At 66.1% G+C, this 21,711-nt stretch carries 18 protein-coding genes, 1 tRNA gene and 2 pseudogenes; 12 read left to right on the forward strand and 9 right to left on the reverse strand.

Features of this window, described 5'->3' with window-relative positions:
* Both Q0082_RS06945 and Q0082_RS06950 read left to right on the forward strand, forming a co-directional pair.
* A pseudogene (locus Q0082_RS06945) lies at positions 1-165 on the forward strand (acetyl-CoA carboxylase carboxyl transferase subunit beta); the annotation flags it as partial.
* 106 nt (positions 166-271) lie between these two features.
* Complete coding sequence (locus tag Q0082_RS06950) at positions 272-1,579, forward strand: folylpolyglutamate synthase/dihydrofolate synthase family protein (RefSeq protein WP_298191175.1); 1,308 nt, start codon at positions 272-274, stop codon at positions 1,577-1,579.
* Positions 1,580-1,583: 4 nt separating this feature from the next.
* Here Q0082_RS06950 and Q0082_RS06955 read toward each other — a convergent pair whose 3' ends face one another.
* Complete coding sequence (locus Q0082_RS06955) at positions 1,584-1,880, reverse strand: hypothetical protein (protein ID WP_298191176.1); 297 nt, start codon at positions 1,878-1,880, stop codon at positions 1,584-1,586.
* A gap of 4 nt (positions 1,881-1,884) precedes the next feature.
* Positions 1,885-3,519, reverse strand: a complete 1,635-nt coding sequence (locus Q0082_RS06960) for an MFS transporter (protein WP_298191177.1) — start codon at positions 3,517-3,519, stop codon at positions 1,885-1,887.
* 173 nt (positions 3,520-3,692) lie between these two features.
* Here Q0082_RS06960 and Q0082_RS06965 point away from each other — a divergent pair, with 173 nt between their 5' ends.
* The 3 genes and pseudogenes from Q0082_RS06965 to rsmD all read left to right on the forward strand — a co-directional run bounded on the left by Q0082_RS06965 (position 3,693) and on the right by rsmD (position 6,614).
* The gene (locus Q0082_RS06965) at positions 3,693-4,877 is read left to right on the forward strand and encodes an aromatic ring-hydroxylating dioxygenase subunit alpha (RefSeq protein ID WP_298191178.1); all 1,185 of its coding nucleotides are present in this window, start codon (positions 3,693-3,695) and stop codon (positions 4,875-4,877) included.
* A 31-nt stretch (positions 4,878-4,908) separates the two neighbouring features.
* Positions 4,909-5,820: pseudogene (locus tag Q0082_RS06970) on the forward strand (pseudouridine synthase); the annotation flags it as partial.
* A gap of 245 nt (positions 5,821-6,065) precedes the next feature.
* On the forward strand, positions 6,066-6,614 hold the full coding sequence (rsmD, locus tag Q0082_RS06975; protein WP_298191179.1) for a 16S rRNA (guanine(966)-N(2))-methyltransferase RsmD: 549 nt from the start codon (positions 6,066-6,068) through the stop codon (positions 6,612-6,614).
* 108 nt (positions 6,615-6,722) lie between these two features.
* Here the strand turns inward: rsmD and Q0082_RS06980 are convergent, their stop codons facing one another.
* Entirely contained in the window at positions 6,723-7,991 is a 1,269-nt protein-coding gene (locus Q0082_RS06980; RefSeq protein WP_298191180.1) for an MFS transporter, read from the reverse strand.
* Positions 7,992-8,142: 151 nt separating this feature from the next.
* On the opposite strand from Q0082_RS06980, the gene Q0082_RS06985 reads away from it, so the two are divergent.
* From Q0082_RS06985 to Q0082_RS06995, 3 genes are read left to right on the forward strand one after another with little or no spacing between them, the layout of a single operon-like run.
* Positions 8,143-9,549, forward strand: a complete 1,407-nt coding sequence (locus tag Q0082_RS06985; protein WP_298191181.1) for a methyl-accepting chemotaxis protein — start codon at positions 8,143-8,145, stop codon at positions 9,547-9,549.
* Positions 9,550-9,609: 60 nt separating this feature from the next.
* Positions 9,610-9,969 (forward strand): hypothetical protein, encoded by a 360-nt coding sequence (locus Q0082_RS06990; protein WP_298191182.1) that lies wholly within the window; start codon positions 9,610-9,612, stop codon positions 9,967-9,969.
* Positions 9,970-10,028: 59 nt separating this feature from the next.
* A complete protein-coding gene (locus Q0082_RS06995; protein WP_298191183.1) occupies positions 10,029-12,317 on the forward strand; it encodes a UvrD-helicase domain-containing protein in 2,289 nt (762 codons plus the stop codon).
* A gap of 7 nt (positions 12,318-12,324) precedes the next feature.
* Here Q0082_RS06995 and Q0082_RS07000 read toward each other — a convergent pair whose 3' ends face one another.
* From Q0082_RS07000 to Q0082_RS07010, 3 genes are all read right to left on the reverse strand, one after another.
* Positions 12,325-12,804, reverse strand: a complete 480-nt coding sequence (locus Q0082_RS07000; protein ID WP_298191184.1) for a hypothetical protein — start codon at positions 12,802-12,804, stop codon at positions 12,325-12,327.
* A gap of 141 nt (positions 12,805-12,945) precedes the next feature.
* Positions 12,946-14,349, reverse strand: a complete 1,404-nt coding sequence (locus tag Q0082_RS07005; protein ID WP_298191185.1) for a DEAD/DEAH box helicase — start codon at positions 14,347-14,349, stop codon at positions 12,946-12,948.
* Positions 14,350-14,490: 141 nt separating this feature from the next.
* Positions 14,491-15,132: a hypothetical protein gene (locus Q0082_RS07010; protein WP_298191186.1), complete on the reverse strand. Its 642-nt coding sequence runs from the start codon at positions 15,130-15,132 to the stop codon at positions 14,491-14,493.
* 185 nt (positions 15,133-15,317) lie between these two features.
* Between Q0082_RS07010 and Q0082_RS07015 the strand changes: the two genes are divergently transcribed.
* Positions 15,318-16,748, forward strand: a complete 1,431-nt coding sequence (locus Q0082_RS07015) for an FAD-binding oxidoreductase (RefSeq protein ID WP_298191187.1) — start codon at positions 15,318-15,320, stop codon at positions 16,746-16,748.
* 140 nt (positions 16,749-16,888) lie between these two features.
* Positions 16,889-17,662: a SapC family protein gene (locus tag Q0082_RS07020; RefSeq protein WP_298191188.1), complete on the forward strand. Its 774-nt coding sequence runs from the start codon at positions 16,889-16,891 to the stop codon at positions 17,660-17,662.
* A gap of 351 nt (positions 17,663-18,013) precedes the next feature.
* Here Q0082_RS07020 and Q0082_RS07025 read toward each other — a convergent pair whose 3' ends face one another.
* Positions 18,014-18,901, reverse strand: coding sequence for an N-formylglutamate amidohydrolase (locus tag Q0082_RS07025; RefSeq protein ID WP_298191189.1), 888 nt, complete (start codon positions 18,899-18,901; stop codon positions 18,014-18,016).
* Between the two features lie 314 nt (positions 18,902-19,215).
* On the opposite strand from Q0082_RS07025, the gene cpdR reads away from it, so the two are divergent.
* Entirely contained in the window at positions 19,216-19,596 is a 381-nt protein-coding gene (cpdR, locus tag Q0082_RS07030) for a cell cycle two-component system response regulator CpdR (RefSeq protein ID WP_298191190.1), read from the forward strand.
* Positions 19,597-19,760: 164 nt separating this feature from the next.
* Positions 19,761-19,835 (forward strand) — tRNA-Val (locus Q0082_RS07035).
* On the opposite strand, the gene Q0082_RS07040 is transcribed toward Q0082_RS07035, so the two are convergent.
* On the reverse strand, positions 19,814-20,854 hold the full coding sequence (locus Q0082_RS07040) for a hypothetical protein (RefSeq protein WP_298191191.1): 1,041 nt from the start codon (positions 20,852-20,854) through the stop codon (positions 19,814-19,816). The two genes, Q0082_RS07035 and Q0082_RS07040, sit on opposite strands and share 22 nt — an antisense overlap.
* Before the next feature lie 74 nt (positions 20,855-20,928).
* Positions 20,929-21,696, reverse strand: coding sequence for a crotonase/enoyl-CoA hydratase family protein (locus Q0082_RS07045; RefSeq protein WP_298191192.1), 768 nt, complete (start codon positions 21,694-21,696; stop codon positions 20,929-20,931).
* Positions 21,697-21,711 lie beyond the last annotated feature (15 nt).

The raw sequence follows: 21,711 nt of genomic DNA on the forward strand, positions 1-21,711 counted from the left end.
CAGCGCGTGATCCAGGACACGATCCGCGAAAAGCTCCCCGAAGGCTTCCAGCGCGCCGAATACCTCCACGCGCACGGCATGATCGACATGGTCGTCAGCCGCCACATGCTGAAGGCCACCCTCGCCCGCACCATCGGCTATCTGATGGCCGCGCAGGCAGCGTGATCAATCTCCCCTCCCGCTTGCGGGAGGGGTCGGGGGTGGGTGCGCAGAAGCGCAGCGCTCGCCCCTGCCCACCCCAAACCCCTCCCGCAGTCGGGAGGGGCTTTTAGTGCGCGACTTCGCCATTTCCGAAAATCCGCGCGTGCAGGCGCAACTGGACCGGCTCGGCGCGCTCTCGCTACCGCAAGGCCGCCTCGGCCTCGATACCGTGCGCGAGATCTGCGACCGCCTCGGCAATCCGCAGCGCCGCCTGCCCCCGGTGTTCCACGTTGCCGGCACCAACGGCAAAGGCTCGACCTGCGCCTACCTGCGCGCCATCCTCGAAGCGCAGGGCCTCGTGGTCCACACCGCCACCAAGCCGCACCTCGTGCGCTACAACGAACGCATCCGTGTCGCGGGCAAGCTGATCTCCGACGAAAGCCTCGCCGATCTGCTCAAACGCGTGCTCGATGCGTCCGAAGACCTCGGCCCCAGCTTCTTCGAAGTCACCACCGTCGCCACCTTCCTCGCCTTCGCCGAAACCCCGGCAGACGCCTGCGTGATCGAAACGGGCCTCGGCGGGCGGCTCGATGCCACCAATGTGCTCGAAAGCCCCGCCGTTTGCGGCATCGCCACCTTGGGCATCGACCACGAGGCGTTCCTGTTGGTGCCCGAGGAAGGCACCCCCGAAGAGCCTCTCGCCCGCATCGCCTTCGAAAAGGCAAGCATCGCCAAGCCCGGCGCTCCCTTGGTGGTGCAAAGCTATGCCGACGGTCCCCTCGCCAGCGTACTTGCCACGGCCAACCACATCGGCGCGCCAGTCCACCTGCGCAGCCGCGACTGGTGGGCAAACATCGGTGCCACTATCGAATACCGCGACGCGCAGGGCACACTCGAACTCCCCCTACCCAAGCTTGTCGGTAGGCATCAGGCCGACAACGCCGCTCTCGCCATCGCCATGCTGCGCCACCAGAGCGTCGTCGCCGTCACCCCCGAAGCCATGGCTGAAGGGATCAAGGCCGCCCGCTGGCCCGCCCGCCTTCAGCGCCTCGGCACTGGCCCGCTCACCGCGCTCGCCGGAAACCGCACCGTGTGGCTCGATGGCGGCCACAACCCCGATGCCGGTGAGGCCATCGCCCGCCACTTCACGGATGGTGCGCCGCTCCACCTCATCATGGGCATGCTCACCAGCAAGGACCCCAGCGCGATCCTGCGCCCCTTGGAAGGCAAGCTCGCCTCGGTCTCCATCGTCCCCGCCCCGGGGCATGATGCGCACACGCCCGAAGACTTCGCCCCCTTCACCACGCTGCACGTGGCGAGCTTCGCGAATGTGGCCGAGGCGCTCGCCGCGCTGCCGGGCGAGGGCGATGTGCTGATCGCAGGCTCGCTCTATCTCGCGGGCGATGTGCTGAGGCGCAACGACGAAGCGCCGGATTGAAGGCTCAACTGAGCAGAGCGTGCACGGCGTCCCTGCCCAAGAGGCCCGCCACGATCGACACCAGTCCAAAAACAACAAAGAGCCAGCCGATGGCCACCCACTTGCGGTCAGAAGATGGGACCGGATAGGCCTTGAGCGCGCGATACTCCTCGTGGAACCGCTCGGGTGCACCCGCCTCGATTTCCGCGAGCCGCTTCGCATGGTCCTGCTGCGCCAGCTGCAAAGATCGCCGCGGCGCAATCACGCGGGGCAGCCCTGTCGCCAGACCTATGGTTCCAAAGAACAACGACATGTAATCCATCGCCTCAAGCCTCCGCCGGGCTCGCCACCACCTCACGGCTCACCCGCACCCATTCCAGGCACACGAACAGCACCGCCACCAGCCCCGCCGCCGCCGTCCAGCGGAACACCATCGCGTAGCCATAGAGGTCGAACGCCTCACCCGCGATCCCGCGCCCCAGCGATCCGATCAGGAACGTCAGCGAGGACATCAGCGCATATTGTACCGCCGTGTAGCGCTTCGAAACGATGCCGGAGAGGTACGCCACGAACGCCGCCCCCGCGATGCCGGTCGAGATGTTCTCGAAGCTGATCGCCAGCAGCAGCCGGATCATGCGCGGATCGAAGCCGAACAGCGCAAACAGCGTATGCAGCCCGATCGCCTTGCCCACCGCGTCAATATGCACCGCGCCCTCGGCAAGGTCGGCATAAACGAAGTTGCCCAGCATCGGGAGGATCGCTCCGATCAGGATCGTCGGCATCCGCCCCAGCCGCAGGAACAGATATCCACCGAGGCTGATGCCCGCGATCGTCATGAAGATGCCGAAGACCTTCGAGGCAAACGCCACCTCGTCCTTCGAATAGTGCAGGAAATCGAGGTAGAACGGGAAGGCGAAGCTCGACCACACGTTGTAGCACAACGTGTACGTCAGGATCATCCCGATCACTACCAGCACCCCCCAGCCCAGCCGCGCCACCAGTTCCGCCAGCGGCGCGATCAGCGCGACATAGAGGTGGTTCGCCGCAGTCCGCGCGGGCGAGACGCGGGTATCGGGTTCGGTCAGCACCGCGCGGCCCTGCCGCCGCATGGCATTGGTCACTGCTGCCACCAGCAGCGGTACGGCCACCGTCGCCGCCACGATCAGCGGCCCGAACTCACGCGTGAAATCACCCACGGACGGATGCTTTTCCCCCGGTCCCAGCGGGCTCAGCATGATGACCATGAAGCGCACGATCGTGCCGATAGCCCAGGCCCAGCTCGTCCCCACGATCAGCAGCGCGATCCCCCGCGCGCGCGGCGTCAGTTCGCCCGGCTGCGCCAGAGCGGCGTGAAGCGTGCCCTGCTCGGGCCGCGCCGTATCGGGCGCACGTAGCGTAACCACGCAAATAAGGCCGATCAGCCCTGCCATCAGCAGATAGACCAGCGGCCACGACATGCGCCCCGCCAGCACCAGTGCCAGCGCGCCGCCGACAATCGAGGCAATGCGGTAGCCGAACTGGTAGATCGAGGAGAGCAGCTCGACCGGCGTATCCTCGTCAGCCACCTCGATGCGCCAGGCATCGACCGCCACATCCTGCGTTGCGGAGGCCAGCGCGGCCAGAAACGCGAAGAGCGCAAATGTGCCGATGGCGTGCGCGGGATCGGTTGCGGCAAGGCCGGCAAAACCCAGCACCAGCGCGATCTGGCACAAGAGGATCCAGCTCTTGCGCCGCCCCAGCGCCTCCAGTCCGGGCAGCGCCATGCGGTCCACCAGCGGCGACCACAGGAACTTGAACGAATAGGAGAGGCCGATCCACGACAGCACGCCGATGGTGGCCAGGTCGATCTTCACCTCGCCCAGCCACGCATTGAGCGTCCCCAGCAGCAGCGCATAAGGCAGGCCGGATGAAAAGCCGAAGCCCAGCATCGTGGCCGATTTGCGCGTGGCAAGCGCGATCATCAGCAGCCGAAAGCCCTTAGGGCGCGGCGGTTTCTCCGCTTCTGCCGCTTGCGGTGCCCCGGTCGATGCCATGCGAAACCCTTGTCCCCACTTCCAAATTACCCTGCATGCTAAGCGGCAAATTACGCTATGCCTAGCACCGGAGAGCGATGAAAACCGGGGAGAGCCGCGAAATGGCCACCACTGAACGAGCAAAGCGGCCCACCGATGGCCAGCTTCAACTGGCGCGTCAGGTAGCTTCAGGCGCAGGCCGCAAGAGCGCGGCGATCAGCCATGTCCCCGCCAGCGTCTACACCGATCCCGCGCACTGGGCGCGCGAGAAGGCGGCGCTGTTCGACCGCTTCCCGCAAGTTCTCGCCCCCTCCGCGCTGCTGCCGGAACCGGGCATGGCCGTGCCCCACGATGGCACCGGCAGGCCCCTCCTCCTGACCCGCGACACCGCCGGCAAGGCGCATGTCTTCATGAACGTCTGCCGCCACCGCGGCACCCGGCTGGTCGAAGGCGGAGAAGTCAGCTGCGCGAAGCGCCTCGTCTGCCCCTATCACGCCTGGACCTACGGCACTGATGGCAAGCTCCTCGCGCTCCCGCGACCCGATACCTTCCCCGACCTCGATCAGCCCGCGCTTGGCCTTGTCGAACTGCCCAGCCTCGAAGCCGGCGGCCTGATCTGGTTCGCGCCCCAGCAGGCGGATTTCACGCAGGCCGATTTCACGCAGGCCGCCGAAATCAGCGCAGATTTCGCCGCCGCAGACCTTGGCGCGCATCATCTCTATGCCCGCCGTACGCACCGGGTCGCATCCAACTGGAAGCTGATCATGGATGCGTTCCTTGAAAGCTACCACGTCCAGCGCCTCCACGCCCGCACCATCGCCCCCTATTTCAAGGACGGCGTGACGTCGGGCGACGAAGTCGGTCCGCACATGCGCTCGCTGGTCGGCCGCGCCACCGAACTCGAAGGCCTCGATCTTGCCGATTGGCCTGCGCTGCGCCGCGTCGCCACGTTCGCCTACCAGCTCTTCCCCGCAACCGTGATCGTGATCAGCCCGGACTATGTGAACCTGATGACGATCATGCCGCAGGCGCACGATCTCACCTTGGTCGAAGACTTCATGCTGATCGCCGAGGCGCCGGCCACTCCCAAGGCCGAAGACCACTGGCGCAGAAGCTGGGAACTGCTCGACGGACAAGTTTTCGGCTCGGAAGACTTCCGCGCTGCCGAACTCGGGCAGCAGGGCCTCGCGACCGGCGCGGTGCCCCAGCTCACCCTCGGCACGCTCGAAGGCGGCATCCGCCGTTTCCACGAGATCTGCCAGCGGGAGATTGCCCTCCACGAAGCCCCCCAGCACGAAGCAGGGTGACGGCAAGCGTTCGCGGGCGTAAGGGCAAGCCATGGCATTCCCCCCCAAAGACAGGAGCGGTCGCCCGGGAAGGCCCGCGGCTCCTAACAGCAGCGGCAAAGGCACCGGCTCGCGCCGCAACCCGGCAGCCCCCGCGCCCTACAAGATCCCCAAGCCGCGCCTGCCCAAGGCTGCCGCCGTGCCGCAGACCCGCGCGCCTGCCGATGATGGCACCCCGCGCGAGGGCGACCGCATCGCCAAGCTGCTCGCCCGTGCCGGTGTCGCCAGCCGCCGCGAGATCGAGCGCTACATCGCGGAAGGCCGCATCGCACTCGACGGCGAGGTTATCACCACCCCCGCCACGATCCTCAAGAATCTGCGCGGCGTCACGGTAGATGGCAACCCCGTCGCCGCGCCCGAACCGCCGCGCCTGTTCATGTTCCACAAGCCCTCGGGCCTGATTACCGCCGAGCGCGATCCCACCGGCCGCCCGACGATCTACACCGCGCTGCGCAACGCGCTCCCCGAAGGCGCGGGCCGCGTGATGCCGGTCGGCCGGCTCGACATCAACACCGAGGGCCTGCTCCTCCTCACCAACGACGGCGAATTGAAGCGCGCGATGGAACTGCCCGCCAACGCCGTGCCGCGCACCTACCGCGCGCGCACCTTCGGCGATGTCGCGCAGAGCCAGCTGGACGAGCTCATGCAGGGGATCGAGATCGAAGGCATCCGCTACGGCCCGATCAACGCCAATCTCGAGCGCAGCACCGGCCGCAACAAGTGGATCGAGCTGACCCTCACCGAAGGCAAGAACCGCGAAGTCCGCCGCGTGCTCGAACATCTCGGCCTCGAAGTCTCGCGCCTGCTGCGCCTGCGCTATGGCCCCTTCGATTTGGGCGAACTGCCGCGCGGCGCGGCAGAGGAAGTGCCGCAAGTCGTGGTCGAGCGCTTCCGCAAGGGCCTCGCCGGGGATCATGCCACGCGCGTCCAGCAGGCCGTCCATGCCGGAAAGGCCGTGGCCCCCCGCGCGCCCAAGCCGGTGGCCAAACCCGCGCCGGTGCCTGAGCGCGAGCCGGAACGCCCACGCCGCGCCGGCGTGCAGCGCGTCCGTCTCAGCCCCGATGCAGGCAAGCTGGTCGACAAGCCCACTGGCCGACCCCCTCGTCGCACCGGCCCCAGGAGCGGCGGCAAGCCGGGGGCGAAGCGCTGATGCTGCGGATCATCGCCGGCACCTGGCGCGGCCGCAAATTGCAGGCACCCGCAGGCGACACCACGCGTCCCACCTCGGACCGCACGCGCGAGACGCTGTTCTCGATGCTCACCAGCCGTCTTGGCAGTTTCGAGGAACTGACCATCGCGGACCTTTTCGCCGGCTCGGGCGCGCTCGGCCTGGAAGCGCTTTCGCGCGGCGCGGCCAAGGCGCTGTTCGTCGATCAGGACCCTGCTGCGATCCGCGCCCTGCGCGCCAATATCACCGCGCTCCACGCGCAGGCCCAGTGCGATGTGCGCGCGGCCTCGGTCCTCGCACTCGGCCCGGCACCTGCCCCGCTTGATGTGGTGATGCTCGATCCGCCTTATGGTTCTGGTGCGGGTGCGGTCGCCATCGACCGGCTGCTGCGGCTCGGCTGGATCGGCCCCGGCACATGGGTCAGCCTCGAAACCCACGCAGATGAGCCTTCCGGCGTCCGCGCGCTCGCTATCGATGCGGAGCGCAAGGTCGGCAAGGCGCGGTTGACGCTGATGCGTGTCGAACCCTGATATCCCTCCCCAAGCTTAGGGGGATGAATAGGGACAGTGCCCTCCCCGCACACATGCAGAGATTGATCTCCTCGAAGCGTGATACCCGAAAAAGGGGACTGCCTCCGTTTATCCTGCGCGCGGCGCTGCGAGCACACCCACCAACGTCACCAGCCCCGCCACCGTCAGCACAAGCCCCGTCCACATCACGCCGCCATTTGCAGCGAGCCAGGCCGCGCCCAGCGGCGCCAGCGCACCGCCGACGATGCCGCCCAGATTGAACGCCAGTGAGATGCCGGTATAGCGCACCTCCACCGGGTAGAGCGACGGCAGCCATGCGCCGATCGGACCATAGCACAGCCCCATCACGAACAGCGTGGCCGAGAGCGTCAGGAACAGCACCGGCAGCGATCCGGCCCCAAGGCCGCTGCCGAAACCAAAGCCCACCAGCCCCGTCAGCGCCGCGCCCACCGCCATCACCGTCCGAGGGGAGGCAGCGTCAGACCACCAGCCCGAAACCACGATCCCGACGGCGAAGACCACATCCGCGCCCAGCTGGATCGCCAGCACTGTCTCGCGCGGGTAGCCGAGTTTGGTCGTCGCGAAGCCGAGCGCGAAGGTCGTCGCAAGGTAGAACAATGCAAAGCACGCAATCACGCCCATCGTGCCTGCCAGCACCGCGCCTGGATACTCGGCCAGCAGCTTGCCCAGCGGCACCCGCGGCGGCGGGGCGGCGTGCATCGCCTCCTTGAACGCCGGCGTCTCACCGATGCGAAGCCGGATCCACAGGCCCAGGATCACCAGCAGCGAACTTGCCAGAAACGGCACACGCCAGCCCCAGCTGAGGAAGTCCGACTCGCTGAGCATCAGGCCCAGCGCCAGGAACAGGCCGTTGGCGAACAGGAACCCCAGCGGGGCCCCCAATGGTGCGGCAATGCCGAAACGCGCCTCCATGCCCTTTGGTGCATTTTCGACCGCGAGCAGCGATGCGCCCCCCCATTCACCGCCCAGACCAAAGCCCTGGCCAAAGCGCAGCAGGCACAGCAGCGCCGGCGCCACCCAGCCTGCGACGGCATAACCCGGCAGGAAGGCCACCAGAAAAGTTGAGACGCCCATCAGCAACAGGCTGGCAACAAGCGTCGACTTGCGGCCGACCCTGTCCCCGTAATGCCCGAACGCCACTGCACCCACCGGCCGCGCAAAAAACGCGATTCCAAAGGTCATTAGCGCGAGCAACGTCTGTGCCGCCTGGCTTTCGGCGGGAAAGAAAAGCGGGCCGATCACCAGCGCCGCAGCGGTGCCGAAGATGTAGAAATCGTAGAACTCGACCGCCGTTCCGACGAGGCTCGCCAAGAGCACGCGCGCATGGGCCACGAACGGATTTCGCGAATCGGCCATACTCTTTCGATTCTCCCCCCAAGGATGGTTAACCCGGTTCTACCGACCCTCCTGTCACGAGCCGCTATGGCAGCCTTTGCCATATCGTCAATCATGCGGATTTAGCCCCTCGATATTGCAAATTGTTGCTCTCCTGGAGGCCAGCAGATCTATGTTGGAGTGGTTTGAGAAGCGGGCGCCGATCCGCAGCAAGTTCATCGCCTTGCTCTCGGTCCACCTGGGCCTCGTAGCCAGCGCCGGCCTCGGTACCGCGCTGGCGCTGGCGGGCTTTGGCATGGTCGCACTCCTCGCGCCCGCCGCTGCGCTTGCCCTCACGGCCATCGTGGTCCTGCAGGCGCGCCGCATGATCTGCGATCCTTATGTCGCCACGGTCGTCCGCACTGAAGCGCTGGCCGCGGGCGATCTCGACCGCCCCATAGACCACACCGACTATGGGGACTGCGTCGGCCGCCTCTCCCGCGCACTCGGCGTGTTCCGCGATCAGGCCGTGGCGCTGCGCGAGGCAACCCGCGTTGAGCGCGAAATCGTCGCGGGCGAACTGACCCGCGCGATGGGCGAACTCGCGCGCGGCAATTTGACCTACCGTATCGTCAAACCCTTCCCGGGCGAAACCGAGCGTCTGCGCGAGGACTTCAATGCCGCGCTTGGCGTGCTCGCCGCAGCGATGGGCGATGTTGCGGCCTCGGCCAGTTCGATCGATACAGGTGCTGAGGAAATCCGCGCCGCCTCCGATGACCTCGCCGCCCGCACCGAGCAGCAGGCCGCCCGGCTCGAGGAGGCCAGCGCCGCGATGCAGCAGGTTACAACGCTGGTCGGCGAGAATGCTGCGCGAGCGGTCGAGATCAATCAGGCCGTTTCCGAAGCGCATGGCGAGGCGGCGGCCGGGGGCTCGGTCGTCGAACGCGCAGTGGACGCCATGAACGCCATCCAGCAATCCTCGCAAGGCGTCGCGCAGATCATCAGCGTGATCGATGGCATCGCCTTCCAGACCAACCTCCTCGCCTTGAACGCCGGGGTCGAGGCCGCCCGCGCGGGCGATGCCGGCCGGGGCTTCGCGGTTGTCGCAACCGAAGTGCGCGCGCTTGCCCAGCGTTCGGCAGACGCCGCCCGCGAGATCGGCCAGTTGATCAAGTCTTCCACCGGCCATGTCGAGCGCGGGGTCGAACTGGTCGGTGAAACTGGGCAAGTCCTGCGCCAGATCGTCGGCCGCGTCGGCGGGGTCAGCGCGCTGGTCGAAGGCATCACCGATTCCGCACAGCGCCAGTCGGCCATGCTCGCCGACGTCGCGAGTACGGTAACCGATCTCGACCGCATGACGCAGCAGAACGCCGCCATGGTGGAGCAGAGCACCGCCGCCGCGCGCACGCTGGCTGGTGTGGCGCAGCAGCTCAACGCGCAGACCGCGCGCTTCCAGACCGGTGCGATCACCGCACCGGCCCAGCCCGCACAGCCGGTCGCAATGGTCCGGCCTACCGTGCGCCCGCGCCGCATGGCACCCGCGGTCAGCGGCAATCTTGCGCTCAAACCATCCAACGAAGCGGAATGGGCAGAGTTTTAGAACAATTTGCAACCGATGCGGACCAACTGATTGGTTCATTGGCGCCAGGATCATGAACTGGTGCACGCATCATACACTGCAGTTCGTCCCAATCCGAATACTCTTGCAGCCACGGCGTTAATCGAACTGCAACCACGTCGCGTGCAATCATTCGCCGGCTTGTGGAGTACTTCGCCGGTGCAAGTGATAAAGGCTGTTTTTGCCGGATGCCTGATGGTCTGGTTGCTGAGCGTCGCATCCTGCGCCATGCTTGGTTATGGCACAACCGTGATGGTCGATGCGCTCGCCAACTCCGACGCTGCCAAGAAGCTGGCGAAAAGGCAGCGCGAGCGGGAGCTCGAACGGCACAACGACCGGGCTAATCGTGAGCCTTCGTATCACACCCGCGACGACTACTACGAAGAGTACATGGACAAATAAGCCGAGACGACGCGCGCTGCCTCTTGCGGCGAGGGACGCTGTTCCCTAATCGTTCTCGGATGCATGCGCCCCCTTCGACCGAATCCGCAAACGCCTGGCTCGATGGCCTGAACCTGCCACAGCGCGAAGCCGTGCTGACAACGGAAGGCCCCGTGCTCATGCTCGCGGGCGCAGGCACCGGCAAGACCGCCGCACTCACCGCGCGCCTTGCGCACCTCCTGCGCTCGCGGCTCGCGTGGCCTTCGGAAATCCTCTGCGTCACCTTCACCAACAAGGCCGCACGCGAGATGCGTGAGCGGGTCGGCCAGCTGATCGGCCCTTCGGTCGAGGGCATGCCCTGGCTCGGCACGTTCCATTCGGTCGCGGCCAAGATGCTGCGCCGCCATGCCGAACTCGTCGGCCTGCAAAGCACCTTCACGATCATCGATACCGACGACCAGCTTCGCCTCCTGAAGCAGCTCATCCAGGCCGAGGGGATCGACGACAAGCGCTGGCCGCCGCGCCAGCTCGCCGGTCTGATCGACCGTTGGAAGAACCGCGGCCTTGGCCCCAAGGACCTCGACGCGCTCGACAACGAGGCTTACGCCAACGGCAAGGGCGCGAAGTTCTACGCTCTGTATCAAGACCGCTTGCGCGCCCTCAACGCCTGCGATTTCGGCGATCTCACGCTCCACATGCTCACCATCTTCAAGCAGCACCGTGAGGTGCTGGAAAGCTGGCAGCAGCGCTTCAAGTACGTGATGGTGGACGAGTATCAGGACACCAACGCCGTCCAGTACCTCTGGCTCCGCCTCCTCGCCCAAGGCCGCAAGAACATTTGCGTGGTGGGCGATGACGATCAGTCGATCTATTCATGGCGCGGCGCGGAAGTCGCCAATATCCTCCGCTTCGAAAAGGATTTTCCCGGCGCCAAGGTGATCCGGCTGGAGCAGAATTACCGCTCCACCCCGCATATCCTCGCCGCCGCCGGCGGGGTCATCGCGGAGAACAGCCAGCGCCTCGGCAAGACGCTGTGGATCGAGGTCAACGGCGGCGACAAGGTCCGCGTCATCGGCGTGTGGGACGGCCCCGAGGAAGCCCGCCGCGTGGGCGAGGAGATCGAGCGGCTGGAGCGCGAAGGCGCGCCGCTCGATCGCATCGCCATCCTCGTGCGCGCCTCGTTCCAGACGCGCGAGTTCGAAGACCGCTTCATCCAGATCGGCCTTTCCTACAAGATCGTCGGCGGCTTCCGCTTCTACGAGCGCGCCGAAATCCGCGACGCGCTCGCCTACTTGCGCGTCATCGCCTCCCCGCAGGACGACTTGGCGTTCGAGCGCATCTACAACGCCCCCAAGCGCGGGCTGGGTGACAAGACGCTGGAGAAACTCCACCGCCACGCCCGCGCGCGCGGCATTCCGCTGGCCGCCGCCGCGATCGAACTGTGTGATACGGATGAACTTCCGGCACGCGCGCGCGGTACGCTGTCCGGCCTGATGCGCAGCTTCATCGGCTGGCGCGACGGGATCGCCACGCTCACGCCAGCAGAGCTGATGCGCACCGTGCTCGATGAATCTGGCTACACCGCAGCATTGCAGGCGGAAAAGAGCACCGAAGCCTCGGGCCGCCTCGAAAACCTCACCGAACTCGCCCGCGCGATGGAGGAATACGAGACGCTCGGCGATTTCCTCGAACACGTCAGCCTCGTCATGGACAACGACGCGGCCGCGGATACCGAGAAGGTCACCGTGATGACCATCCACGCCGCCAAGGGGCTGGAGTTCGACAACGTGTTCCTGCCTGGCTGGGAAGAAGGCGTGTTCCCCTCGCAGCGAGCGCTCGACGAAGGCGGCCTCGCCAGCCTCGAGGAAGAGCGCCGCCTCGCCTACGTCGCGATCACCCGCGCGCGCCGGCGCTGCACGATCCTCCACTCCGCCAACCGCCGCATCTACGGCCAGTGGACCAGCTCGATCCCCAGCCGCTTCGTCGGCGAACTGCCCGCTGACCACATCGAGGAAGAAACCACGATGAGCGGCGGCGCCTCCCTGTGGCGCGCGCAGTGGTCCGAACACTCGGACCCCTTCGCGCATGTCGCCAGCGCCAACCCCGCCCGCAACCTCACGCGCGGCCCCGGCTGGCAACGCGCTGCGGCGACCACATACGACGCCACCCCCAAACGCATCGCCGAACCCAGCCGCAGCGCTGCGAGCTTCGCCGCGAAGCCTCGCACCGACATCACCGTCGGCACCCGCGTGTTCCACGACAAGTTCGGCTACGGCGTGGTCGCTGTGCAAGAAGGTAACAAGCTGGAGATCGATTTCGAGACGGGGGATCGGAAGCGGGTGATTGATAGTTTTGTGAAGGCGGCTTGAGCAGTGATCAATGCCAGCCGTGAATTGCGACAATTCGAGCTATTAGATAGCCGATCGCAGCAAGCCATAGAGAACCCGATGTATTTTGTAGGCCGATACTAATTTTAGAATATTCAAAGTCGATTGGCGGATTTTCTTCGACCCCATTCAGCCCTTCCCTCAACAGCTGAATATATCGCTCTTCCATTGGAGAGGCCAACGTGCGGGCGACTTTGCGAAGCGCAGCCAATCTAGCAATATGCTTCCCTGCCAAGTAATTGAGTTGAATACCATCCCACCAAACAGCGATCAGCGCAAGCATCGACCCGAAAAGAAAACAACATATCGTAAGGGCAATATCTCTTGTTGATATACCCAAATTTACAAGCGTTTCCTGTCCAACTTGGAGCGCTGCAAAAACACCGGCTATAGAAGCGGTGTTAAGCGTTAAAAGCCCAATCGTACTCTTGTCGGTAATCGAGTGCTTTCGAGCGAGAATTTCGTCCATGCGGCGTTCAGCCTCAGCTAACTCTTGCAAGTTTGCCGAGGCGTTGAATGCGAAGTATTCCGCTACCGCTCGTGGTGGCTCGGGTAAAGACATACGGCCTGCATCGTAAGCAATTCAATCGATAGCGACCAGCCTAAACCATCAAAGCGCCGAAACGCTCAGGAACCCCGGCACAGGCCCGTTCCATTCGCCCGGCTGCGAAGGCAGTTCCGTCAGCACATCCTTGGGCGGACGCGGCTCGTCGCGCCGGGCGCGGGGCGTCCGCACCGGGGTCTCCGTCAGCTCGCGCAAGACCTCGATCTCGTCCACCGGCTCGGCCGCCGCCTTGGGTGCGCGCTCGCGGCGCGGCGCCTTCTCGGCGCGTGGCGCACGCTCAGCACGCGGCGCGCGCTCGCGCTTCTCGGGCGCAGGCGTTTCGGTGGCATCCGCGCCATCCAGCGCAAACACCGGGATCTTCATCCCCGTCAGCTTCTCGACATTGGCGATCGCTTCGGCGTCATCGTCGGTCACGAAAGTGAACGCCCGGCCCGTCGCGCCCGCGCGGCCCGTCCGGCCGATGCGGTGGACGTAGTCATCCGGATGCCACGGCGTGTCATAGTTGAACACGTGGCTCACGCCCTTCACGTCCAGCCCGCGCGCGGCGACGTCAGACGCGACGAGGATCGAGATCACCCCGTCCTTGAACTTCTGCAGTTCGGCATTGCGCGCGTTCTGGTCCATGTCGCCGTGGATCTCGCCCGCCGAAAAGCCGCTCTGCTGCAGGCTCTTGGCGAGTTCGCGCACCGTCGTCTTGCGATTGGCGAAGATGATCGCGGTGCCGACATTGTCGGTGCGCAGCAGGTGGCGCAGCGCCTCGCGCTTGCCGCGCGTCGTCACGTGCACCTTGTGCTGGGCGATCTGGGTGTTGTTCGAAGCGGGCCGCGCCACTTCGATATATTTCGGGTTCGAGAGGAACTTGTCCGCCAGCTTCTTGATCACCGGCGGCATCGTCGCCGAAAACAGCAGTGTCTGGCGCGTCGTCGGCAGCTTCGAGCAGATCGTCTCGATATCGGGAATGAACCCCATGTCGAGCATGCGATCCGCCTCGTCGATCACCAGCAGCTCGCAGCCCGTCAGCAGGATCTTTCCCCGCTCGAACAGATCCATCAGCCGGCCCGGCGTAGCGATCAGCACGTCGACACCGTCAGACAGCGCCTTGACCTGATCGCCCATCTGCACGCCGCCGATCAGCAGCGCCATCTTGAGATCGTGGTTCTTGCCGTACTTCTCGAAGTTCTCGGCGACCTGCGCGGCAAGCTCGCGCGTCGGCTCGAGGATCAGCGAGCGCGGCATTAGCGCGCGGCGGCGGCCATGCGCGAGGATGTCGATCATCGGCAGCACGAAGCTCGCCGTCTTACCCGTCCCCGTCTGCGCGATGCCGATGAGATCGCGCATCATCAGCACCGAGGGGATGGCCTGCGCCTGGATCGCAGTCGGCGTGTCGTAGCCGGCATCGAGAACCGACTGGAGCAATTCGTCAGACAGGCCGAGATCGGCAAATTTCATGAGTGCTGGTTTTTCCGAAAAGCAGATGCGTGCCAGACAGTCCGGCGCGTGGAAGGCTGGGCCTTGCAGCCCGCCGTCCCTGAGCCCGCGCCTAGTCCCAAAGCCCCACGAAAGTCAAGGAAACTGGTTAGGGATGGCGGGTCAATTTCCATCCACCGGAACGTATTCGCGCACATCCTTGAGCTTGCAAGTCGTCCCGGCCCGCGAATGGATGGCATCGCGGCCGACGCAAAGCTGGCCGTCGGAAGTCTTCGACATGTAGAAACCGAGGTAGAAATCGCGCGCACTGCAGGCCTTTTCGAGGCCCGCCGCAATCATCCGCCGGTCGCGCATGTAGAACATCAGCCGCCCGTCGGTGATCGGCTGCACCGCTGTGATGCCGAGCGCTGGCATGCACTTGCCGGTCTTGCGCTCGCGTACGCGTACCGAGCTCGAGCGCGGCTGCGGCACCAGCGGCTGGACCACCGGCTGCATCGGCTGGAGCGGCAGAACCTGCGGCGCTACCGCGTCACGTCCCGCATCACGCGGGGTCACCCGGATGATCACGCGTTGTTCAATGCGGACCTGATCCCACACGTCGGGCGCCAGCGGATTGATGGTGGCGGCACCGGGGGTGGAAGCCTGCGGGTTCGCCAGCAGCAGCGAGCCCTGCGGCAGCGCCGCGGCATCCCACGCATCCTCTATCGCGCCATCGTCGTCCAGCGGCGCCAACACGGTTCCGTCTGCCGGGATACCCGGCAAGGCAAGGGCGATGCTCGCAAAAAGATCAAACAGACTGGTCATGGCGACGGCAGAAGCAGTGTGGTCCCTCGAAACTGTTGTCCCCGCCTCGACTCTTGTCTCAGGCCAGCTTCGTGCCCGGAGAATCGCCTGTCCTCGTTAGCACTTTCGCTTGAACCCCCGCTTAACTCGCCTTCATGAAAAAATGAATTGCCCACAACGCCCTGCCGGGATTAGCCCCGCATGCGATGGCTGATACCGATCACACCCCGTTCCTTGCGGCCGCGGCCGCGCTGCTTGGGCCCCGCGGTTTCACCGCCGATGCCGATCTCATGGCTCCCTGGCTGACCGACTGGCGCGGGCGCTTCACCGGGCGCGCACTCGCCATGGCCTCGCCTGCCTCCACTGCTGAAGTCGCCGCACTGATGCGCCTGTGCGCCGAGCACCGCGTGGCCATCGTGCCGCAGGGCGGCAACAGCGGCATGTCAGGCGGCGCCACCCCCGATTCTGGCGGCCACGCGCTCCTCCTCAGCCTGCGGCGGATGAGCACGATCCGCCGGCTCGATGCGGAAAACCGCATGGTCACCGCCGAAGCCGGGGTCGTGCTGCAGACGCTCCACGAAGCAGCAGAGGCCGAAGGGCTGCGCTTTGCCCTCACCCTCGGCGGCAAGGGTTCGGCCACCATCGGCGGCCTCGTCTCGACCAACGCCGGCGGCACGCAGGTCCTGCGCCACGGCACGATGCGGGCGATGGTGCTGGGGCTTGAGGCCGTGCTCGCCGATGGCTCGGTGCTCGATACGCTGACCCCGCTCAAGAAGGACAACCGCGGCTTCGACTTGAAGCAGGTGCTGATCGGCTCCGAAGGCACCATGGGGATCGTCACGGCCGCTACGCTCAGGCTGGAACCTCGCATCACCGCGCGCGCTGTGCTGTGGGCGGGCCTTGCCTCCTTGCACGATGCGCGCGCACTGCTGCTCCATGCCGAGGCCAAGGCGGGCAATGCGCTCGAGGGTTTTGAGGTCATGCCGCGCCATTCGCTTGAAGCCGTGTGCGCCTACCTCCCCTCCGCCCGGGCTCCGCTCGCCGCGCCGCATGCATGGCACGCGCTCATCGAACTCGTCGCGACGAGCGAGGGCGATGCCGCCAGCCTGCCCGAACGCGCCGAGGCCCTGCTGGCATCCGCCTTCGAGGCCGGCCTCATCGCCGATGCCACGATCGCTGCGAGCGAAGCGCAGGCCGAGGCGTTCTGGACCTTGCGTGACAGCATCGCCCCAGCCGAGCGCGCGCTCGGCCCCGCCGTCCAGCACGATATCAGCGTGCCGACACAGCGGATGCCCGATTTCGTCGAGCACGCCGTCCCGCTGATCGAGGCGGCATGGCCCGGCACGCGCGCGGTCGGCTTCGGCCACCTCGGTGATGGCAACATCCACTTCCACGTCATCGCGCCTCCCGGCGTCGATCCGGCTGCCTGGCAGCAGACTGATGGCAAGGCGATCAGCGCCGAGGTGCATGATCTCGTCACCCGGTGGGGCGGCTCGATCTCCGCTGAACACGGCATCGGCCAATTGAAGCGCGATGAACTCGCCCGCCTCGGCGATCCGGTTGCGCTGGGCGTGCTCCGCCAGATCAAGGCCGCGCTCGATCCGCACGGCCTGCTCAATCCTGGCAAGCTGGTCTGAGCCGGTTCTTTCCCGACGTGTGACAGCGGTGTTGCAGGTGCTCTTGCACAGCTTCCGTACAATCCCTAAACGGCGCGCTCCCGCCGCAATCCCGCGCGTCATGGCGCGTGTCTGGCAACAAGACTGACGGAGAGAGTTCCATGGCCAGCGCGCCGCAAGCTTCCCTGCCCCTTTTCTACAATGATCTCGCGCCGCTGAACCTGCGCGACCATGCGAACTGGAAGGCCCGCGCAGCGTCCACCGCGACGTGGATGGTGGGCCAGCATGCCGTTCCGCTGACCGTCGAGGAATTCCCGCAGGCCGCGCGCCACTTCCCGATCATCTTCGCGGCGGGCGAGAATCCGGTGCCGCTGGCGCTCATGGGTCTCAACGAAGGCATCAACGTTTTCGTCGATGCAGAGGGCAATGTGGCCCCCGGCGCCTATGTGCCGGCCTATGCCCGCCGCTACCCGTTCCTCCTCGCCAAGCTGACGCCGGACACCACAGACCTCTCGCTGTGCTTCGACCCCACTGCGGGTCTGATCGGCGATTTCCCCGATGGCGAGCCGCTGTTCACCGGCGAGGAGCCTTCCGAGGCGACGCGCAACGTGCTCGCCTTCTGCGAGCAGTTCGAGCAGGCCGGCCAGCGTACGCAGGCCTTCGTCGAGGAACTGACCAAGCACGACCTCCTCATGGACGGCGAAGCCGCGATCCAGCAGGCCGGTGTCGAGCAGCCCTTCGTCTACCGCGGCTTCCAGATGGTGAACCAGGAAAAGCTGCGCGACATGCGGGGCGATGTTCTGCGCGGCTGGGCGCAGAGCGGCCTGCTCCCGCTGGTCTATGCGCACGTGTTCTCGCTCGAACTGATGAGCACGATCTTCGGCAAGCAAGTGGAACTGGGCGTCGGCCCGACGCCGCCGCTGCCGGCGTTCTGAGCCGCGTCAGTCTGACTGAAATCGCCTGCGGGCATCTGTCCTGATCCCCGTCAGGGGATCGCAGGCCCGCCGGTAATACCGATCAGATAGGGGGCGCATACCGATAGCGCCAAATCCGAAGGCAAAAGCCCTTGCCTTGACGAGAGGCACCCCCTATCTTCCGTAAGTCGCGTCGGCGCTCCCCTCATGGCCCGGCGTGGCGGGTGCACTAGTTGCACCTCCTCCCTGAACCTTGGCCACCTGGAGCAATGCTCCAGGTGGTTTTTTCATGGTTTCAGGGCCTTGAGCTTTTGTTCGGCATCGCGCGCGCCGCGATGAAAGCAAAAGGGACACATTCCTTCTGGGCGAGAGTCACTCTGCCGCCGCGCGCCAGTATCCGCGCTCGCGGCCGAGATCGGCGACCGCAATCGCCATGCGCTGCACCAGCATCGCCACCACGTCGACTGTCTCGTCGAGGCCCGGCCCGGGCTCGGCGAGCGCGGTGTCGAGATAGGTCCGCCGGTCGATCTCAAGCTGCAGGCAATGCACCCCGGCGTGGCGCCGGGCATGCCGCTCCAGCACATATCCGCCGGCATAGGGCCGATTGTGCGCTGCAAGACGCCGCGCCTGCCCCAGCGCGGCGAAGGCTTCGGCCACCAGCGCGCCATCGCAGGCGGCGCCGAAGCGGTCACCCACCACGAACTCCGCCGCCGGTTCGCCCGCACGCGCCGGCAGCGGCGGCATCGAATGCAGATCGATCAGCAGCACTGCGCCCCAGCGCGCACGCACGGTATCGAGTAGCGCCGCCAGCGCGGCATGGTAGGGCTGGTGCACACCCTCGATCCGCGCGGCAAGATCGTCATGCGCGATCGGCCATTTCCACAGCTCGCCCAGCCCCGGCAGCCGCCGCGGCACCAGGCCGAGCCCGCTGCGGGCGCGGCGGCCCGAAGCCGGTGTCGCCCCGGCTGAGCTCGCGTCCGGTGCGCCGCCTCCGACCATGTCCCAATCGACATCGTCGCTGGCGCGATTGAGATCGATCATCGCGCGCGGGGCATGCGCCACCAGCAGTGCGGCGCCGGTTCGCTCCGCCACGGCCCGGCCAACAAGATCGACCAGCCGGTCTTCCAGTCGCGGCGCGCTGTAGGCCGGCTGGCGCATGCGCGAGACCAGTTCGGGCGGATAGCTGCGCCCGGCGTGCGGAACCGCAATGACCACGGGCACCGGCGAGGGATCATGCTGCCACACGGTAAACGCCGGCAAACCCTCCAGCCCGGGGACGGATCCCCCGCTGGAAGGGGCAGCACTACCGTGCGCAGGTGATTCGCCCCGCGACGCAAAAAGTCGGTTCATGGGCAAAAGCTGCCGGGCTTTCGCACGCATGTCAAAGTGGTCCATACTGCTTAGAGCGAACGGGTCTGATCTGGACGGAATCTTAACCTGCGCGGGTGTAGACGAGCGGGACAAGGGATGCCGTCAGCTTAGGCTCATGGGCGCAATGTCAGGCATGGCGGACCCAGCGAGGCTGGGTCTGCAATATCTGGTCCGGGCAAACCGGCACGACGATGAAGGTGATCATGATTCGAATTCTCCTGGCCGAAGACGAAGAAGCGATGCGCACCTACCTCGCCCGCGCGCTCGAGAACGCCGGCTATGAAGTCGTCTCGGTCGATCGCGGCACCGAAGCGGTGCCCTTGCTCGAACGAGAACATTTCGATCTGCTGCTCTCGGACATTGTCATGCCCGAGATGGACGGGATCGAGCTCGCGCAGCGCTGCGCGGAGATCAGCCCGGCCACCAAGGTCATGTTCATAACCGGCTTTGCCGCGGTGACGCTCAAAGCCAATCGCGAGGCGCCGAGCGCGCGCGTGCTCTCGAAGCCCTTCCACTTGCGCGATCTCGTCATGGAAGTGGAGCGCCTCTTCGCCGATTCGCCGATGAGCGGCCATCTGCGCTGAGCTTCAGATCCTCCCCATTCTGGCGAAGCGCGAATGGGGAGATGGCAGTCCGAGGGCTGACGAAGGGGTTCTTCACCACAAAAACCCCCCTTGCCAGCCCAGCCGCCCAAGGCTAATGGGCTGCCTCTCCGGGCTGCTGACGCGGTCTTGAGGCTCGATGGTGCGGGCGTATAGCTCAGTGGTAGAGCACTATGTTGACATCGTAGGGGTCGCAAGTTCAATCCTTGCTACGCCCACCATCGCCTGAAAGACCCCGCTCCGGCGGGGTTTTTTGTTGCCGTCTGCCCAGCCCTGCCAGCAGCTCGTCGAGCGTCGGCCAGAGCGAGCCGGCCTTGCCCATCGGCACCGCATCGCGCGTGTAATACCACCAGAAGTAACCGCCCGCCCAGCGCGCGCCCAAAGCGCGGCGAAAGGCCGTGTCCATGCCGTAATAGCGCTGCGCGATGCGTTGCTTCTCGGCAAGGTCGGGCTCGCGAGCAAGGCCGTCCACCACGCCCTGCGCCCCGATCTCGCCCATTCCCAGCCGCGCCTTGGGAAAAATCGTCGCGAGTTCGCGGAACGTCTCGATCAGCTGGCGCGCGCTCGGCCGCTGTACTGGATCGCAGGCGGTTTCGTAGAGGCTGAGCAGCACCACATCGACACCGAGACGGACCCGTTTGGGCATGGCCCGCGCATAGGCCAGCGTCGCTTCCCAGGGCTGTTCGTAGCACTGCGGGCCCGCCCAATAGTTGAGCGTGAGCGCCGTGCGTCCACCGAGTTCGCCGTGGATCACGTCATAGGCAGCGGCCACCTTGCCATCGATTTCGGCCTGGTTCCTGCCGACCCAGGCGCCGTTCACCTCGTTGCCGATCTCCCAGAGATCGACCTGATCCTTGAACGCCGCGCCGAAGCTGCGCGCACGCCGCGCCGCAGCGCCCGCCGAGAAACCCCGCATGGCCTCGGAATCGATCAGTTCGGCCATCACATAAGCTGCAGGCCGCAAGCGGCTGATCGCGGGCGAATAATCCCCCGGCGTCATCCCGGGGTCGAACACCAGTCGCACCGTCGGGGCGCTGCGCAGCGCCCGGATGGACTGCACCAGAGCGGTCAGCCGAGCGACCTGATCGATGGTGACCCCGCGCAGGGTGGCGGGCAGCGCGCGCCCGGCCGACTTGGGCAGCGGCGGATGGCCCCATCCCGGCGCAAGAGCGGGGCTCGCCGCGCAAAGGGCCAGCGCTGCGATCGTTGCCACCAGACTGCGAAACCCGCGGGTGTCCATAGCGCGAGGCTAGCCCGGCGGCTGGCTCGCCGCCAGACCGGCATTGGCACCGATCTGGCGGCAGTCTCGAATGCTTACTTGCCCTGCCAGTTGGGCTTGCGCTTTTCGGCAAAGGCCAGCGCGCCCTCGCGCGCGTCCTGCGAGGTGAAGACAGGCGCGATATAGGCTTCCTGCTTGTCCCACATCTCGGCCTCGGTCCACTCGTGCGAATCGCGCACGATCGCCTTCGAGGCGATCAGCGCCAGCGGGCCATTGGCGGCAACGCGCGCGGCGAGCGCCTTGGCGGCCTCAAGCGAGGGGCCCTCGGTCAGTTCGTTGATGAAGCCCAGCGCATAGGCGCGGTCCGCGTCGATGAAATCGCCGGTCAGCGCCAGCTCCATCGCGATGCGCGGCGGGATCTGGCGGGGCAGCTTGATCAGGCCGCCAGCCGCCGCCGCAAGGCCGCGCTTGGCTTCGGGAATGCCGAACTTGGAGCCCTTGCTGGCGACGATCAGATCGCACGAAAGCGCCAGTTCCATGCCGCCCGCCAGCGCATAACCATCGACCGCCGCGATGATCGGCTTCTTCGGCGTCCACTGCGAAAGCCCGCCAAAGCCGCGCCCCGGCACGCTCGGCCGCTCGCCGCGCAGGAAGCCCTTGAGGTCCATGCCCGAACAGAACGTGCCGCCCGCACCGGTCAGGATCGCGCAGCGCAGATCGGTCTCGGCGTCGAGCCGGTCCATCGCCGCCGCAATCCCCTCGGCAGCCGCCTTGGTCATCGCGTTCTTGGCTTCGGGCCGGTTGATGGTGACGATCAGGACGTTGCCGTCCACTTCGGTCAGGACTTCGGGGGCTTCGCTCACGGCATCTCTCCTCGC

Source organism: Novosphingobium sp. (assembly GCF_027489515.1).
In the GTDB taxonomy this organism is placed as follows: Bacteria; Pseudomonadota; Alphaproteobacteria; order Sphingomonadales; family Sphingomonadaceae; genus Novosphingobium.